The sequence below is a fragment of the Achromobacter insolitus genome (assembly GCF_002209555.1).
In the GTDB taxonomy this organism is placed as follows: Bacteria; Pseudomonadota; Gammaproteobacteria; order Burkholderiales; family Burkholderiaceae_B; genus Achromobacter; species Achromobacter insolitus.
Genome location: NZ_NJIF01000004.1, coordinates 515,181 through 531,838 on the forward strand (window position 1 = coordinate 515,181; position 16,658 = coordinate 531,838).

Here is a 16,658-nt window from a genome sequence, read left to right on the forward strand (position 1 = left end):
CTCTGCCGCGCTTGGCTGGCAATCTCAAACCTCGGCGCTGACGCCTGCTCCCGCGCCGTCGTCCCGGCTATTCGGAGTCAGGCGCACAACCTCATCGATCGCGCGCCCCAACGAGCCCAAGCTCACTGGCTTGATCAGAATCTGGTCCATGCCCGCCGCCTTGGCCCGCTCGATCTCCGCCTCGTGGGCGCCTGCGGTGTAGCCCAGGATCGGCAATGTAGCGCTCGCATCGCCACGTTGCCGCAGCGTGCGAGCAAAGGCATAGCCGTCCATCACGGGCATGGCGCAGTCGCACACCACAACGTCGAAACGCTGCTCCTCCACCAGCTTGAGCGCCTCGGCACCGTTGGAGGCGCAGGCAACCCGATGCCCCAGTTTCTGCAACTGACGCTGCAACAGCAGCACATTGGAAGGCTGATCATCCACCACCAGCACATTCAGCGCCACGCCCGCGGGTGCCGTCAGTTCGAACACTTCAGGTCGCGCAGGCTGCTCCGCAAGCGGTGGAGCAATACGCAGCGGCACGCGTGCGGTGATGCTCGTACCCATGCCAAGTTCGCTTTCTATGACAATCTGGCCGCCCATCTTCCGGACCAGCCTGTCGCATATGGAAAGTCCAAGTCCCGTCCCACGGTCCAACCTCGGCAGGGTTTCGGCGACCTGGACGAAAGGTTGCAGCAACGTGCCCAGCGCCTGGGCAGGAATGCCCACGCCGGTGTCGACGACCTTCAACGAAACCCACTGGAGGTCTTCTTCCCGCGCATCGGCCTGCACGTGCACCCGGACCACGCCATGGCTCGTGAACCGGATCGCATTCGACACGAAGTTATTCATGACCTGCTTGAGCCGCAAGGGGTCCACATAGTAGGCGCCTGTGCTGCCCTCTGGCATATCGACGGTCAGGACAAGGTCCAGGCCCTTACCTTCCGCGATGGGTCGGAATACGTTCACTACCTCTTCAACCAGCTCGACAAGCTCGGTGGGCCTGGGAGACAACTGGAACTTGCCAGCCTCCATCTTGGACAGGTCGAGCAGGTCGTCTATCAGGGTAAGCAGAGATTTGGATGCGTTGTAGGCCGTGCCCAACTGCGTCCGGTCCTCGCTCGGCAAGTCCGGGTGAGACAGCGTCAGTTCCAGCACGCCCATGATCGCATTCATGGGCGTGCGAATCTCATGGCTGACGGAAGCGAGAAAAGTGGTCTTGGCCCTGTCGGCTCCCTCCGCCCGGTCTTTGGCGATTGCCAATTCCTTCAGGACGCGCTGGCGGTGGGTAATGTCCATCCACCCAGCCACCACGCCAGTCACCGCGCCACGAGCATTGCGCAGGGGCTCCATCCAGTGCTGCACCGTCATTTCCCGGCCGTGCACGTGGAACTCGCGGTCCGTGCTCAATGCGATGCCCGTCGCCATGACTTCGCGGTAATCCTTTTCTATCTGAGCCAATTCCAGATCGCAGACCAACATCTGCGCAGCCCGACTGACCGAGGTATTTCTCAGCGATGCCCGCGACCGCTTCAGGAGCTTCTCATATGCGCTATTGCACGCAAGCAGGTTAAGGTCCTTGTCCCGCAGCACGATAGGCTGCGGAATGGCATCGAGCACCCCCGTCTGAAACGCCAGCAAGTCCTTCAAGCGCTCTTCGGAGCGCAGATGCTGCCGGCTCTTGCGGGCCAGCAGGATCAATGCCAGCAACGCCGCGACAACCCCCATGACACAGGCCAGGGATGCGAGCTTCGCCCACAGGTCGGCAATGGGCTCGGAGAAACCGGGAAACCCAGCCACTGCGACGCCGAATGCGGCTGTGGCGCACGACATCGTGTTGCGGCCCAATCGCAACCGTATGCTGGAAGTAGGACGACAGGAACGAACAAGTGAGGCCGGATCCATGACGGGACACCAGAGAATGGCTTGCGCACGGACGCAATCTAAGGGTTCTTCAGCACCCCGGACTGTCGAAAATTCGGAACCTTCCGCGGAAATTTCCTACGGTCGAGGCAACTTCCAAATGTGAAATTTCCTACGCTTCGCGCGTACCGGAGTTGCTAGCCTTGCAAGCATGTTGTCTGGACCATAACCAGGAAGCTCGCGCCATGAGGTGCCAGGAAAATTCGGCTCAGCTCATTCAGTTCCATGAGCACGAAGTCGTTGAAATGCTGCGGGATCCTTCGCAGCTCCAGCTCGTGTTCCAGCCGCAAGTGAATCTGAAGACAGGCCGTATCGAGTCCGCGGAAGCGCTTGCTCGCTGGAATCATCCCGTCTGGGGCGTACTGCCCGCGGGCCGCTTCATTGGCGGGATTCTGGGCCTGGGCCTGCAAGGCCCCCTGTTCAGGCGCGTGGCGGAACTTGCGCTGGCGGCCAGTGCCGCGCTGACTCTCGCGGGCAAACCATTGCCGCTGGCCATCAATGCCTGCGCCGCGACCCTGTCGACGCAGGAAAACATCGAATTCCTGAGATCAACGGCATTGCGCAGACGCGTCGCCCCGGCGCTGGTCAAGGTCGAACTGACCGAAGATGCGCCCGTCACGGACATCAAGGCACTCAAGGCCGCAGTGAGCCGCTTGAGGCAATGCGGCTTCAAAGTCAGCATTGACGATTTCGGGGTGGGTTATGCCAATCTGGACCTGCTTCTCGATCTGGACATAGACGAGCTGAAGCTGGATCGCGTATTCGCCGCTCAAATCGGGGACAACTCCATTGCCCGCCAGTCGGTACGCTTCGCGTTGTGCCTGGCCAAGGAAATGGGTTGGCGCGTCGTGGCGGAAGGCATTTCCACGGAAACCGAACTGCGCGCGCTATACCAGCTAGGCTGCCGCCACGGGCAGGGCTACTACCTCGGCCGCCCCATGTCCCTGGAAGCGCTCCTGACGCTTCCGCGGGATCGGCGCGGCCAACGCGGCCACCTTCCTGGCGAAAGCAACGGATTGGACGCCGCGGCAAGTTCAGTCTGAACCGCGGGCTCGGTAGATGATGTTCCCCGCCATCATCGAATCTATCAACATCGACATCGCATGCCTGCTGTGATAGGTGTATCCATCGATAATGCCATGGGCGCCCGCCTGCAGAATCAGCGGCAGGAATCGCTCCCATAAGGCAAGCGCCCTGACCGCGATTTTTGCCCCGGGAAACAAGGCCCGCACTCTCGCCGTCGCGGCCAGGCATTTGGTTGGACTGGCCAACACGTCCAGGATGACAAGCTCTGGCGCGTCAGCGTGCTTCTCCAGCTCAAAAAAGCGCAGGTCGGACGCATCCAACACCCATATCGAGAGCTCCGGATACTGGTTCAGCGTCCGCCGAAAGCAGTCGTAGGTGGACAGCCTGTCCGAGATTATCAATGCGCGCGCCATCATCTGATCAGCTCCTTCCATCGCCGCCTTGGCAGACTGCCAGACACCGCATCCGGCCTCGTTGAAGTCTGCAACAACTCGCGTCGCATCCTGCTGTGGAAATTTCCTCATGTTTTGTGGAAAGTTCTTAGTCGCCCGAGGCTTTCCCTCGCGCGTCGACACTCACGTTCGGAAATTTCCTGGGCGACTTGCGGAATTTTCCCGTTTTCGGATTGATGCAACCCATGCATTCTTTTACGCACATGGAGACACACCGACGATGACCGGCGGCGGCTCCCCCTGCCTGCAAATCCTCGTGGCCGTGCCCGATGGATGCCTCTTCCGAGACCATGATGCTATTCACGCCTGCCCGGCCGATCAGACGCGCCCAAAGTACTTACATCCCGCCGCAGCCCACACGTCGACTCAATGTTCTGACGTCGGAGTCGCCTCACCCCTTACCCAGGCACGAGATATACCTTCCGGAGCCGGTGCAGGCCTTGATAGACACGCACCGCGTCAGCGCGATGCGCGCCTGGCGCACCCATCGCGGGCTATCCATGGCAACGACACAGGCGCGCACCAATCTGCGCCTTCCCACCTTGCTGGCATTGGACAGTGGAGAGGTGGCCTTGTGCGAATGGACCGTCGGCCCTTTGGCAAAAGCGCTGCGCGTGGGGCCAGACCTGCTGCTGAAGGCAGAAATGCTTGCGGCCGCCTATCGCCGTGAAGACGAATAGCCACGCCATCTTGGAAAGCTCAGCCGCCGCCCCAAACGCCGCCCCCGCACGCCGGGCTGACGCGCCGGCAAACCTGGGCGCGTAGGTCCCACCGTCATAGTGTCACTGGGCACGTTCGGAATTTTCCGTATCCGCATTCGCCCATTTCCCAACCTCAGGATTCCTGGACCGCTTCATCCTTGTATCAAGGCGCGAAAGACCGTGCATTAGCGCCCGATGCAAAGACGAGAGCACGCATTTTTTATTTTGCTTGTCCACTGTACTGAGAGTTGATCATGAACAAGGTCTATAAGTGCATATTTAACGAGGCCACCGGAAAATGGGTCGTGGCGTCCGAACTGGCGAAGGGCAAGAAGAAGCGCTCGTCACGTGCACTCATCGCCATCGCGGGCGCGCTCGTCGCATCGGCAGCGTCCGCCCAAACACATTACTACGGCGTCAATGACGGCGGCACGCCGGCGGCGAACTACGCGAACGACGGCGCCACTGGCACCAACGCGTTGGCCGCAGGCATCGCCGCCACCGCATCTGGCGATGAAGACGTCGCGGTCGGCCACGGCGCCACTGCTTCCGGTGGCAGCAGCATTGCGATTGGATCTCGGTCGTTCTCGAATAGCGGTGACCCTACCGCGTCTCCCATGGCATCTGGAGAGTTCAGCATCGCCATCGGCACGCAGGCCCGGTCATCCGGCTATGGCAGCACCGCGTTGGGATTCCAAAGCGTTGCCGAGCTCGCCTATGACGTGGCCGTAGGAACGGGAGCGCGGGCCGTCGGTGGCCAATCTTCCGCATTTGGCGAAAGCGCGTATGCGTCCGGCATCAATTCAATTGCCTTGGGATCGGCGGCGCAAGCCACCAATGTATCCGCCGTCGCCATAGGCGACGGCTCTTTAGGATCCGGATTCTGGAGCACCGCCGTCGGACGGGGCACCAACGCCAATGGAGAAGGATCGACCGCCATCGGACTTGGTGCGCGTGCCGCCTACTATGGCACAGCCTTAGGTGCGGTAGCCGTGGCGGACAGTAACGCCACGGCCGTAGGCGAAGGCGCCCAGGCGACCGGCACTTCCTCTTCCGCAGTGGGCTACTTTTCCTCGGCGGGAGCTTACTCTGCCACCGCCGTCGGTCCCCACGCCAATGCAAGCGCCGAAGGTTCGGTGGCCATGGGCAAGGACGCCAGCGCCACCGACACATACGCCATCGCCATTGGCACCAGCGCTTCTGCCTCAGGCTACAAGTCCCTGGCGGCCGGTCCTGGAGCCAGCGTTACAGTGCCCGGCGGCGTCGCCCTGGGTAACGATTCGGTGTCGAGTACGGCCGCCGCTGCCGCGCCGTTTGTTCCGCCCAGTGCATCTGCGACTCAAGCCAGTTCCATCACTGCGACGACGAGCACAAGCGGCGCTGTTTCGGTAGGAGACTCCACGAACGGCCTGTATCGCCAGATCACCGGCGTGGCCGGGGGCACGGCCGACAGCGATGCGGTAAACGTCGCCCAGTTGAAGGGCGCTGTCTCCAACTCTCAAACGCACTACTACAGTGTGAACGATGCGGGCGTTGCCGGCGGAAACTACAACAACGATGGAGCAACCGGCATCAACGCGCTGGCCGGCGGAGTCGGCGCAACCGCGAGCGGACGGAGCGCCCTTGCAATGGGTGAGTTGTCGAAGGCCTCGAACAATGACGCAGTAGCCATCGGTCATAACGCGACTGCGGCGAGCGCCAATGCCGCCCATACCGACATGATCGCCATCGGATTGAATGCCAACGCCTCCAACGACCATGCTGTCGCCATCGGCTTTTCTTCCGTAGCGAAGAACGCGAACTCCACGGCGGTAGGCGCTAACGCCACGGCAAGCGGCGACGCAGCTTCTGCGTTCGGCCACAAGGCGACGGCAAGCGGACCCTCGAGCACGGCTTTGGGTTTGAATGCCAACGCGTCCAAGGGTAGCGCGGTAGCCTTGGGCAACGCCGCCAATGCTGCTGGCGACAATTCCACAGCAATCGGCTATCAGGCTGCGACTTCGGCGACCGGCTCGACGGCGATAGGTCAAGGGGCAAAAGCCCAGACCGGCGCATTCAACGCCATTGCCATCGGCACCGGAGCGACGACTTCCGCAGCCAACTCCCTTGCGCTGGGTAATGGCGCGGTGGCCTCGGTCAGCGACGGCATCGCGCTGGGCTCGGGCTCGCAGGCAACGACCGGCGCTTCCGTCTCGGGCTACGATCCTCGCACGGGCACAGCTTCCACCAACGCCAGCGCCGCCTGGAAGAGCACGCTGGGCGCCTTGAGCCTGGGTAACGCCGCCAGCGGCAAGACCCGGCAGATCAATGGCCTGGCCGCCGGCACGGAAGACACGGATGCCGTCAACGTCGCGCAACTGAAGGCGTCGACCGCCGACGCCGTCAAGTACGACAACAGCACGCACAACTCCGTGACGATGACGGGCGACACCTATAACTCGGTCACCAAGACCGGCGGCACCAAGATCACCAACGTCGCTCGCGGCGTGGGCGACAGCGATGCCGTCAACATGTCGCAGCTGAACGAGACCAACACCCAGGTCTCCAATGTCGACAACCGCGTCACCAACGTGGACAACCGCGTGACCGGCCTGGAGAACGACGCCCTGTTGTGGGACCCGACCGCCAACGGCGGCACGGGCGCCTATAGCGCCAAACACGGCGGCACCGGTCCCAACAAGATCACCAACGTCGCCGCAGCGGAACTCAGCGACACCAGCACCGACGCCGTCAATGGCAGCCAGCTCAAGGCCACCAACGACAACGTCGCCTCCATCGATAACCGCGTCACCACCGTGGAAGGCGATGTGACGACCATCGGCAACCGTGTCGAGAACATCTACAACACCGGCACCAAGTACTTCCACGCCAACTCCACCGGCGCCGACTCCCAGGCCATCGGCCAGGACTCGGTCGCCATCGGCATGGGCGCGGTCGCCACCCACGACGGCAGCGTCGCCGTGGGCGCGGGCTCCAATGCCTCCGGCGCCACGCTGGGCAACCAGGCCTACCTGGTGGGCGGCACCGCCACCGGTGAAGTCAACGTGGGCAACCGTCGCATCACCGGCCTGTCGGCCGGCGCCGAGGACACCGACGCCGTCAACGTCGCGCAGTTGAAGCAGGCTGCCACCGACGCGACCGCCGACGCCGTCAAGTACGACAACAGCACGCACAACACCGTGACGATGACGGGCGACACCTATAACTCGGTCACCAAGACTGGTGGCACCAAGATCACCAACGTCGCTCGCGGCGTGGGCGACAGCGATGCCGTCAATATGTCGCAACTGAACGAGACCAACACCCAGGTCTCCAATGTCGACAACCGCGTCACTACGGTAGACAACCGTGTAACCAACGTGGACAACCGCGTGACCGGCCTGGAGAACGACGCCCTGTTGTGGGACCCGGCCGCCAACGGCGGCACGGGCGCCTATAGCGCCAAGCACGGCGGCACCGGTCCCAACAAGATCACCAACGTCGCCGCAGCGGAACTCAGCGACACCAGCACCGACGCCGTCAATGGCAGCCAGCTCAAGGCTACCAACGACAACGTCGCCTCCATCGACAATCGCGTCACCACCGTGGAAGGCGATGTGACGACCATCGGCAACCGTGTCGAGAACATCTACAACACCGGCACCAAGTACTTCCACGCCAACTCCACCGGCGCCGACTCCCAGGCCATCGGCCAGGACTCGGTCGCCATTGGCATGGGCGCGGTCGCCACCCACGACGGCAGCGTCGCCCTGGGCGCAGGCTCCAGCGCCTCCGGCGCCACGCTGGGCAACCAGGCCTACCTGGTGGGCGGCACCGCCACCGGTGAAGTCAACGTGGGCAACCGTCGCATCACCGGCCTGTCGGCCGGCGCCGAGGACACGGACGCCGTCAACGTCGCGCAGTTGAAGCAGGTTGCCACCGACGCGACCGCCGACGCCGTCAAGTACGACAACAGCACGCACAACACCGTGACGATGACGGGCGACACCTATAACTCGGTCACCAAGACCGGCGGCACCAAGATCACCAACGTCGCTCGCGGCGTGGGCGACAGCGACGCCGTCAACATGTCGCAGCTGAACGAGACCAACACCCAGGTCTCCAATGTCGACAACCGCGTCACCAACGTGGAAGGCGATGTGACGACCATCGGTGACCGCGTCGAGAACATCTACAACAAAGGCACCAAGTACTTCCACGCCAACTCCACCGGCGCCGACTCCCAGGCCATTGGCCAGGACTCGGTCGCCATCGGCATGGGCGCGGTCGCTACCCACGACGGCAGCGTCGCCCTGGGCGCGGGCTCCAATGCCTCCGGCGCCACGCTGGGCAACCAGGCCTATCTGGTGGGCGGCACCGCCACCGGTGAAGTCAACGTGGGCAACCGTCGCATCACCGGCCTGTCGGCCGGCGCCGAGGACACGGACGCCGTCAACGTCGCGCAATTGAAGCAGGTTGCCACCGACGCGACCGCCGACGCCGTCAAGTACGACAACAGCACGCACAACTCCGTGACGATGACGGGCGATACCTACAACTCGGTCACCAAGACCGGCGGCACCAAGATCACCAACGTCGCTCGCGGCGTGGGCGACAGCGATGCCGTCAACATGTCGCAGCTGAACGAGACCAATACCCAGGTCTCCAATGTCGACAACCGCGTCACTACGGTAGACAACCGTGTAACCAACGTCGACAACCGCGTCACTGGTCTGGAGACCGATGCCCTGCAATGGGACCCGACCGCCAACGGCGGCACGGGCGCCTATAGCGCCAAGCACGGCGGCACCGGTCCCAACAAGATCACCAACGTCGCCGCAGCGGAACTCAGCGACACCAGCACCGACGCCGTCAATGGCAGCCAATTGAAGGCCACCAATGACCAGGTCACGTCCATCGATAACCGCGTCACCACGGTGGCGGGCGATGTGACGACCATCGGTGACCGCGTCGAGAACATCTACAACAAAGGCACCAAGTACTTCCACGCCAACTCCGCCGGCGCCGACTCCCAGGCCATCGGTCAGGACTCGGTCGCCATCGGCATGGGCGCGGTCGCCACCCATGACGGCAGCGTCGCGCTGGGCGCAGGCTCCAGCGCCTCCGGCGCCACGCTGGGCAACCAGGCCTACCTGGTGGGCGGCACCGCCACCGGTGAAGTCAACGTGGGTAACCGCCGCATCACCGGCCTGTCGGCCGGCGCCGAGGACACCGACGCCGTCAACGTCGCGCAGTTGAAGCAGGTTGCCGTCGACTCCACGGCCGACGCGGTCAAGTACGACAACAGCACGCACAACACCATCACGCTGACGGGCAACACGTACAACTCGACCACCAAGACCGGCGGCACGCGGATCACCAACGTCGCAGCAGGCGTCGATGGCGGCGATGCCGTCAACGTCGATCAACTGGAAGCAGCGAAGACCCGTTACTACAGCGTCAATGACGGTGGCGTGGTCGGTGCCAACCACGCGAACGACGGCGCCACCGGGACCAACTCGCTGGCCGCTGGCGTCGCCGCACAAGCGAGCGCCACGGAGAGCGTCGCGATCGGCTACAACGCAAAGGCCTATTCTTCCCAAAGCGTGGCGCTTGGCGCCAACAGCATCGCCAACGCCAGCCTGATCGCCAGCGCCTACAACCCCACCGCGCTCTACACGCTGGCGGGCTTGACCCCGATCGGGGAGGTGTCGGTGGGTTCGGCCGGCAAGGAGCGCCGCATCACCAACGTCGCTGCCGGCGCTGCTGACACAGACGCGGTGAACGTCAGCCAACTGAAGTCGGCGGTCAGCGCGATCTCCAGCAACCCCTCGGGCAATGACCGCGCGGTGACCTACGACGGTGCCGCCGGCTCCCCCAAGGACCAGGTGACACTGCAGGGCGCACAGTCGACCGATGGCGGCAAGACCGGCGGGACGACCATTACCAATGTCAAGCAAGGCGCGGTTTCCAATACCAGCACAGATGCCGTCAACGGCAGCCAGCTGTATGAAACCAACCAGCGTGTCGACAATATCGATGTGCGCGTAAGCAACGTCGAGAACAAGTTCATCGACGCATTCAGCGACCTGGACAATGGCTCGCGCTACTTCAAGGCCGACGGCACGAACACGGACGCCGACAAAGCGACCGTGCAAGCGGGCACCAACGGCGTTGCCTCCGGCTCCAATGCCGCCGTTTCCGGAAAGAATGGCGTGGCCATCGGAAATGGCGCGGCTGCCTCCGCGGAAGAGACCGTCGCCGTCGGAGCCAATGCCAAGGCATCGGCGTCCGGAGCAACCGCCACCGGCAGCGGCGCGCGAGCGTCCGGCAAGAGGAGCTCCGCGGTCGGACAAAACGCAAGCGCCAGCGGCAACAACTCCGTTGCCGTGGGCGCGGGCGCCAAGGCCTCGAATGCCAACAGCGTGGCGCTGGGAGCAGATTCGGTGACGAATCGCGACAACTCGGTCTCGGTCGGCTATGCCGGCGGCGAGCGGCAAATCACGAACATGGCCGCGGGCACCGCCCCGACCGACGGCGTCAACGTGTCCCAGTTGAACGACACCAAGAACGACATCATGAACTACACGAACGGGAAGCTGCGCAATCTGCGTAACGATGCCAACGCCGGCACCGCGTCGGCCATGGCCATGGCCGCGCTGCCCCAGGCGACGCTTCCTGGCAAGGGCATGTTCGCGCTCGGCGGTGGCACTTATGGCGGCCAGAGCAGCTTGGCTGTCGGGGTATCCGGCATGTCCGAAAGCGGCAAGTGGGTACTCAAGGCGAATGCGACCACCAACACCCGGGGCAATGTCGGCGCCGCGGTCGGGGTTGGCTTCCACTGGTAATCCACTCGTTCCTCAACCTGTCCCTGCGGCCACGGAGGCCGCAGGACTCTCCTCAAGCTGAAGATTATGAAGATCAACCAAACATGGGCGGCCCGTAGCCTGGCCGCGGCCGTCATCGCGCTCTTGCAGGCGTGCGCCAACACTCCCCCGGCCTCTTCCTCCGCTATCGATGGACAGGAAGCCGCGCTGCGCTTCCCTGCCCCCGAAAAAGCCTGGCCCAAGGAAGGGTCCTACCCCAACGTGGAGAATCTCCGCCTGCTTGGTCCCGGAATGACCAAGGATCAGTTATACGGTCTGCTCGGACGACCACATTTCAATGAAGGGTTCTTCAACGTACGGGAGTGGAACTACCTGCTACAGATCCGTACCGGTCCCACGCCCCAGGATGGCGTGACCACATGCCAGTTGAAAGTCCTTTTCGATTCCAACATGAAAGCGGCCTCTTATCATTGGAAGCCCGAGAATTGCGCAGAGCGAACAGAATCAGCGCCGTTACGCGCCCATGCTTCGCCCCCGACGTTGTTGAAGCGCACGGTGCTTTCGGGCGATGTGCTGTTTGCATTCAATGGTTCCAGCCTGGCCGACATCACTCCCAAAGGACTTGAGCAGCTGCAACATCTGGCGCGCGAACTGGCCAGCCTCAAGAGCATCACACGCGTGGAGATCTCTGCCTATACGGACAGCATCGGCAGCGACAGCTACAACGTGGCGCTCTCACAAAAGCGCGCGGCTTCCATACGATCATTACTCGTCCGCGCCGGGGTCGACGCCAATATCATCCAGGCCCGCGGCATGGGTAAATCCGTCCCGCCGCAATCGCAATGCGGACCCATGTCCAAGGCGGAATTGATACGGTGCTCCGCCCCAGACCGTCGCGTGGAGGTCCAGGCCTTCGGGACGAACTGATTTTTCGGGGCAGCCCAATTGGACTGCCTCCGTACGAATACCCATCCCTGAGACACTGCGCCACCTAGAACAGCACGCCCTCCTGCGGCGACAGCGGCGGCGGCAGGTCCTTATCGCCCAGCAGCTCTCCCACATTGATCTCGATGCTGCGGCACAACGCGTCCAGCGGCAGGTTGTTGGGCAAGCGGTCGAAAGGTTCCTCGATCTGTTCGCCCAAGGCATCCAGGCCGAAGAAGGTGTAGGACAACACGCCCACCATGAAAGGCGTTACCCAGCCTATGCTGCCGACCAGGCAGAACGGCAATAGCAGGCAATAGATGTATACGGTGCGGTGCAGCAGCAGGATGTAGGCAAAGGGTATCGGCGTACCGCGTATCCGCTCACAGCCGCCGCCAATGTAGGACAGCCGCGTAATTTGGCCATCGATCTCCGCGAGAAGAATGCTATCCAGCCGCCCTTCCCGTCTCAATTGCGCGTATGCCTGGCTTAAGTCACCCAGCTGCACACTGGGCGGATTCGAGGCTTGCATGAGACGGGCCGCTCGATCCCCGGGCAACCATCGCTGCAGGTCTTCCTTGGCGTCGCTTTGCCTCAGCATGTGCCGCAAGGCATGGGCGTAGGCAACCAAGCCATGCGCCAGTTCACGCTGGCGCGCGGCAGGCAGGCCGTCGGGAAAGCTCAGCGTCAGCCGGGTCAGATTGCGAATGACGATCAGCAGCTCACCCCAGAGAGTACGCGCCTCCCACCAGCGTTCGTAGGCGACGCTGTTGCGAAACCCCAGGAAAATGGCCAGGGTCAAACCCACCAGCGTCAGCGGAACCGCGCCAAGTCCGACGCCGCTCAAAGGCAGGCGATGCTCCGCCAGCACCACGGCCGTCGCCAGGAGCATCATGGCCGCCACCCTTTTCCAGATAACCGAAACGATGGACCCTTTGAGCGTGAAAAGCAGCAACCAGGGAGAGCGGGAGGCGGGGCGGACTATCATGGCGGCCTAAGCTTGCATGTCTGCCTGCGCGGCCTTGCGGATACGCACCGGAATCGATTTGTAGGAAGGGGTGCCGCATTCCTTGTCGATGTAGTCCAGCGGAACCAGCACATTGGCTTCGGGATAGTAGGCCGCCACGGAGCCTCGCGCGATGCTGTATTCAATCGCGGTGATACCCGTCAACCTCAGGGTCCGCACCGAAGACACGGTTTCGATGTCCACCAGGTCGCCGTGTTCCAGGCCCTGCGCGGCCAGGTCTTCTCGATTCATGAAAAGTACGTCACGGCGGCCAAAAACGCCGCGGTAGCGATCATCCAAGCCATAGATGGTGGTGTTGTACTGGTCGTGGCTGCGGATGGTCACCAACCGCAGCACGTCATCAGGCCAAGGTTCATAGCGCTCGCGCACGCCAGGAAACACCGAGAACATCGCCTTGCCCGTCGGAGTGTTCCATTTGCGCTCCGTGGGCGGCAGAGGCATGCGAAAGCCGCCGGGCACGCGGATACGCGCGTTGTAGTCTTCGAATCCCGGTATCGTGCGTTCAATCAGGCTGCGGATGCGGTCATAGTTTTCCACCAGCCCCAGCCAGTCCACCTTGCTATGCGGCAAGGTCGCCTTCGCCATGGCGGCCACGATTGCGGGCTCCGACCTCAGTTCAGTGGACGCCGGTTTGAGCTTTCCTGCCGAGGCATGGACCATGGACATCGAATCTTCCACGGTCACCGACTGCGGGCCTTCGGCCTGGACGTCGAGCTCCGTTCGCCCCAATACCGGCAACAGGAAGGTTTCACGGCCGACCAGCAGATGCGAACGGTTGAGCTTGGTTCCGAGGTGCACGCTCAGGGTCAGTTCCTTCATCGCCGCAAAGCAGAGTTCGGGATCGGGTAAGGCGACGGCGAAATTGCCGCCCAGGCAGATGAGCGCCCTGGCCGTTCCGTCAACCATGGCTTGCATGGCTTGTACCGCATCGTGACCGTGGCCATGGGGCGGTTTGAAGCCGAAGACCTCCTCCAACTTGCCGAGAAACTCGGCGGACGGCTTTTCCGTGATGCCAACGCTGCGGTTGCCTTGCACGTTTGAATGGCCGCGCAATGGGCAGATGCCCGCGCCGGGCTTGCCGAAGTTGCCGCGCAAAAGCAGGAGGTCGGCGATCAGCTTCACATTGGCCGTGCCCGTGTTGTGCTGGGTGATCCCCATGCCGTAGGTAACGATGGTCGCGTTGGACTTGGCATAGGCTTCGGCCACATGTTCGAGGTCGGCACGCTGCAAGCCGCTTTCGGTTTCGATGTCGGTCCAGGAAGTCGCTTCCAGGTCCGCGGCCAGCGCATCGAAGCCGAGGGTGTGCTCGGCGATGAAACCACGATCCAGCACGTTGCCGCGCTGCGCTTCGAGCGCAAGCAGCGCCTTCATGATGCCCTTGAGCGCGGCCGCGTCGCCGCCAGCCCTTACCTGGTGGTACGTGGAAGCGATATCGGTCGAGCTGAAAGTCGCCATTTCCACGATGCTCTGCGGATCGGCGAAGCGTTCCAGGGCGCGTTCGCGCAACGGATTAAAGACAATGATGGGGACCTTGCGCCGCGCCAATTCGTGCAGCGTGCCCATCATGCGCGGGTGATTGGTGCCGGGATTGTGGCCGATCGAAAGAATGAGTTCCGCATGGTCGAAGTCTTCCAGCGACACCGTTCCCTTGCCGATGCCAATGGACTGCGGCAACCCCACGCTGGTCGCCTCGTGACACATGTTCGAGCAATCGGGGAAGTTGTTGGTGCCGAACTCGCGCGCGAACAGTTGAAACAGATAGGCCGCCTCATTTGATGCGCGCCCCGAGGTATAGAATTCGGCCCGATCTGGCGCATCCAGACTGCGCAGCGTCTGGCCGATGCGTTCGAAGGCCGCATTCCACGACACGGGCACGAACTTGTCGGTGGCCGCGTCGTAAGCCATCGGATGGGTCAGTCGGCCGAAATCCTCAAGCTCATAGTCCGACAGTTCCAGCAATGACGACACCGTGCGCTCGGCGAAGAACTCCGGTGTCACGCGCTTGCTCGTCGCCTCCCACGTGACCGCCTTGGCGCCGTTTTCACAGAACTGGAAAGTGGATCTGTGTTCCTTGTCCGGCCATGCGCAGCCAGGACAATCGAAGCCCGCAGGCTGGTTGGTGCGCAGCAGGACCACGGGGGCTTCCATGACCTCCATCTGCTGCCGCACGGCCTGGGCCGTCGCCTTCAATGCCCCCCAACCGCCCGCCGGGCCGTCATAGGGTCGGATACCTGGCACTTCGCGTCGTTTGGTCATGAAAGTCTCCTGGCAGCACTTTTGCGCCGCGATTGCGCGCAAGCTGTCCCGCCAGAATGCGGCAATCGGGAAAAGTCAGCCAATTTTTCCTTTGAACCTCTTGATAACCCCTGATTATCAAGGCTTGGGCGGCAGGGCGTGATTGAGGACGGCTTCCAGGTCGGATTGACTGGCGATCTGCCAGGCTGCCGAGGACAGGGCGGGTTGCGTGTCGCGCCGCAACCTCACCAGACAAACATCCTCGGCGTGTTCTGGGGTAATGGGGTGGGCCAGCAATCCAGCCCCTTCGTACTGCGCCGGCAAGGCGCTCATAGGCAGGATCGAGAATGCCCGTCCGCTCTGGCATTCCGCCAGGAGCACGCGGATATCATTGCTTTGCAACACGACTCGCGGCTTTGCCTGCACGGCATCGAAGCATTTATTCAGGGTTTGGCGGTTTTGCATGTCGGGGCTCAGCAAACATAGCGGCAGCTCACCGACTTCCGACCAATCGAGCTGGCGCGGCAATGACGCCTGCTCGTTCGCCACCAGCACGTAGCGCTCCGAATACAGCGGCATTGCGTCATATTCGGCGTTGTCGAGCACGGATCGTTCATAGAGAATGCCCAGCTGGATTTCCTGGGCCTTCAGCCTGCGCAATATTTCGGGCGTGCTGAGCGAGGTAACCTCCAACGTCAGTTGGGGCAGGATCTCGCGATACTCCGCACTGAGCAGCGTGGCCGCATGGTTGGCCGTCGGGATCGCGCCTATTGCCAGATGCCCCTGCGGCACGCTGCGAACCAGATCGGCCTCCTGCCGCAGCCCATCCAGGGATGAGACCACCTGCCGCACCCACTGGATCACCCGTTCGCCCTCGGGCGTAACGCCTTCGAAGGTCCGATTGCGCTTGATGATGGTGATTCCGAGTTCGCGCTCGAGCTCCCGGATCCCATTGGACAATGCAGGTTGCGATACATGGCAGCTTTCCGCCGCCCGCCCGAAATGCCGATACTTGTCCAGCGCCAAAAGATAGTTGAGTTGGCGGATAAACATTCACATCCCTCGCAACAAAAACGCCCGCAAAAGCGGGCGTCTATTCATCTGGCTACCGGCCGGCGCCAAGGCGGCGCTCAGCGGCCGTTGGCCTTGGCCGTAATGCCGTTGGCCGCGCCCATGTCGGTGTTGGGCACATCGCGCAGCAGCACGCGCACGTCCTGGCCCGAGATGCCGATGCTGCCGCATACCGCCTCGTTCAGCGCAGCAATCAGGGCAGCCTTCTTGGCTTCGTCGCGGCCCGAGATCAGGGCGACGTCGACGCGTGCCATGGCCTTGCCGATTTCTCCGCCCACGATCACGTGTTCCGCCGGCACTTCCTGCAACACGATGCGCACGCTGGGAAGCGGCGCCGCGATGCTCTCGACGACGGCGTTGGAAGCGGCCTTCAACAGAGCGGCCTTCTGGGCGGCCGAATGGCCTTCCATGATCTGGACATTCAAAATAGGCATGACTGATTCCGATGTTCCGAAAAAGGAGAAACCGGCCCAGGCGGCCGGCAAACCATCATATCCGGACTTGGCCCGCG

At 62.7% G+C, this 16,658-nt stretch carries 10 protein-coding genes; 4 read left to right on the forward strand and 6 right to left on the reverse strand.

What is annotated here, in order from left to right:
• Positions 1-24: 24 nt before the first annotated feature.
• Positions 25-1,815 (reverse strand): ATP-binding protein, encoded by a 1,791-nt coding sequence (locus CEY08_RS17525; protein ID WP_076814904.1) that lies wholly within the window; start codon positions 1,813-1,815, stop codon positions 25-27.
• A 275-nt stretch (positions 1,816-2,090) separates the two neighbouring features.
• Here CEY08_RS17525 and CEY08_RS17530 point away from each other — a divergent pair, with 275 nt between their 5' ends.
• Complete coding sequence (locus CEY08_RS17530) at positions 2,091-2,948, forward strand: EAL domain-containing protein (protein ID WP_076814906.1); 858 nt, start codon at positions 2,091-2,093, stop codon at positions 2,946-2,948.
• Here the strand turns inward: CEY08_RS17530 and CEY08_RS17535 are convergent.
• Complete coding sequence (locus CEY08_RS17535; protein WP_126389566.1) at positions 2,940-3,506, reverse strand: hypothetical protein; 567 nt, start codon at positions 3,504-3,506, stop codon at positions 2,940-2,942. The genes CEY08_RS17530 and CEY08_RS17535 overlap by 9 nt on opposite strands.
• Before the next feature lie 317 nt (positions 3,507-3,823).
• Between CEY08_RS17535 and CEY08_RS17540 the strand changes: the two genes are divergently transcribed.
• The 3 genes from CEY08_RS17540 to CEY08_RS17600 all read left to right on the forward strand — a co-directional run bounded on the left by CEY08_RS17540 (position 3,824) and on the right by CEY08_RS17600 (position 11,817).
• Positions 3,824-4,063 carry a hypothetical protein gene (locus tag CEY08_RS17540; RefSeq protein WP_126389563.1) on the forward strand — a complete coding sequence of 80 codons (240 nt, stop codon included), beginning with the start codon at positions 3,824-3,826 and terminating at the stop codon, positions 4,061-4,063.
• Between the two features lie 275 nt (positions 4,064-4,338).
• A complete protein-coding gene (locus tag CEY08_RS29845) occupies positions 4,339-10,911 on the forward strand; it encodes a YadA-like family protein (protein ID WP_076814912.1) in 6,573 nt (2,190 codons plus the stop codon).
• Between the two features lie 66 nt (positions 10,912-10,977).
• On the forward strand, positions 10,978-11,817 hold the full coding sequence (locus CEY08_RS17600; protein WP_076814913.1) for an OmpA family protein: 840 nt from the start codon (positions 10,978-10,980) through the stop codon (positions 11,815-11,817).
• 64 nt (positions 11,818-11,881) lie between these two features.
• Here CEY08_RS17600 and CEY08_RS17605 read toward each other — a convergent pair whose 3' ends face one another.
• From CEY08_RS17605 to CEY08_RS17620, 4 genes are all read right to left on the reverse strand, one after another.
• Positions 11,882-12,802 (reverse strand): bestrophin family protein, encoded by a 921-nt coding sequence (locus CEY08_RS17605; RefSeq protein ID WP_076814915.1) that lies wholly within the window; start codon positions 12,800-12,802, stop codon positions 11,882-11,884.
• Between the two features lie 6 nt (positions 12,803-12,808).
• Entirely contained in the window at positions 12,809-15,097 is a 2,289-nt protein-coding gene (locus tag CEY08_RS17610) for an FdhF/YdeP family oxidoreductase (RefSeq protein ID WP_076814917.1), read from the reverse strand.
• Positions 15,098-15,214: 117 nt separating this feature from the next.
• On the reverse strand, positions 15,215-16,129 hold the full coding sequence (locus tag CEY08_RS17615; RefSeq protein WP_076814919.1) for a LysR family transcriptional regulator: 915 nt from the start codon (positions 16,127-16,129) through the stop codon (positions 15,215-15,217).
• 77 nt (positions 16,130-16,206) lie between these two features.
• On the reverse strand, positions 16,207-16,581 hold the full coding sequence (locus CEY08_RS17620; RefSeq protein WP_042794601.1) for a tautomerase family protein: 375 nt from the start codon (positions 16,579-16,581) through the stop codon (positions 16,207-16,209).
• Positions 16,582-16,658 lie beyond the last annotated feature (77 nt).

What these genes read in the sequence shown, in the direction of transcription:
- CEY08_RS29845 (WP_076814912.1), top strand. Translation starts at nt 4,339, where the DNA reads ATGAACAAGGTCTATAAGTGCATATTTAACGAGGCCACCGGAAAATGG.
- CEY08_RS17615 (WP_076814919.1), bottom strand. Translation starts at nt 16,129, where the DNA reads ATGTTTATCCGCCAACTCAACTATCTTTTGGCGCTGGACAAGTATCGG.
- CEY08_RS17620 (WP_042794601.1), bottom strand. Translation starts at nt 16,581, where the DNA reads ATGCCTATTTTGAATGTCCAGATCATGGAAGGCCATTCGGCCGCCCAG.
- CEY08_RS17530 (WP_076814906.1), top strand. Translation starts at nt 2,091, where the DNA reads ATGAGGTGCCAGGAAAATTCGGCTCAGCTCATTCAGTTCCATGAGCAC.
- CEY08_RS17605 (WP_076814915.1), bottom strand. Translation starts at nt 12,802, where the DNA reads ATGATAGTCCGCCCCGCCTCCCGCTCTCCCTGGTTGCTGCTTTTCACG.
- CEY08_RS17525 (WP_076814904.1), bottom strand. Translation starts at nt 1,815, where the DNA reads ATGTCGTGCGCCACAGCCGCATTCGGCGTCGCAGTGGCTGGGTTTCCC.
- CEY08_RS17610 (WP_076814917.1), bottom strand. Translation starts at nt 15,097, where the DNA reads ATGACCAAACGACGCGAAGTGCCAGGTATCCGACCCTATGACGGCCCG.
- CEY08_RS17600 (WP_076814913.1), top strand. Translation starts at nt 10,978, where the DNA reads ATGAAGATCAACCAAACATGGGCGGCCCGTAGCCTGGCCGCGGCCGTC.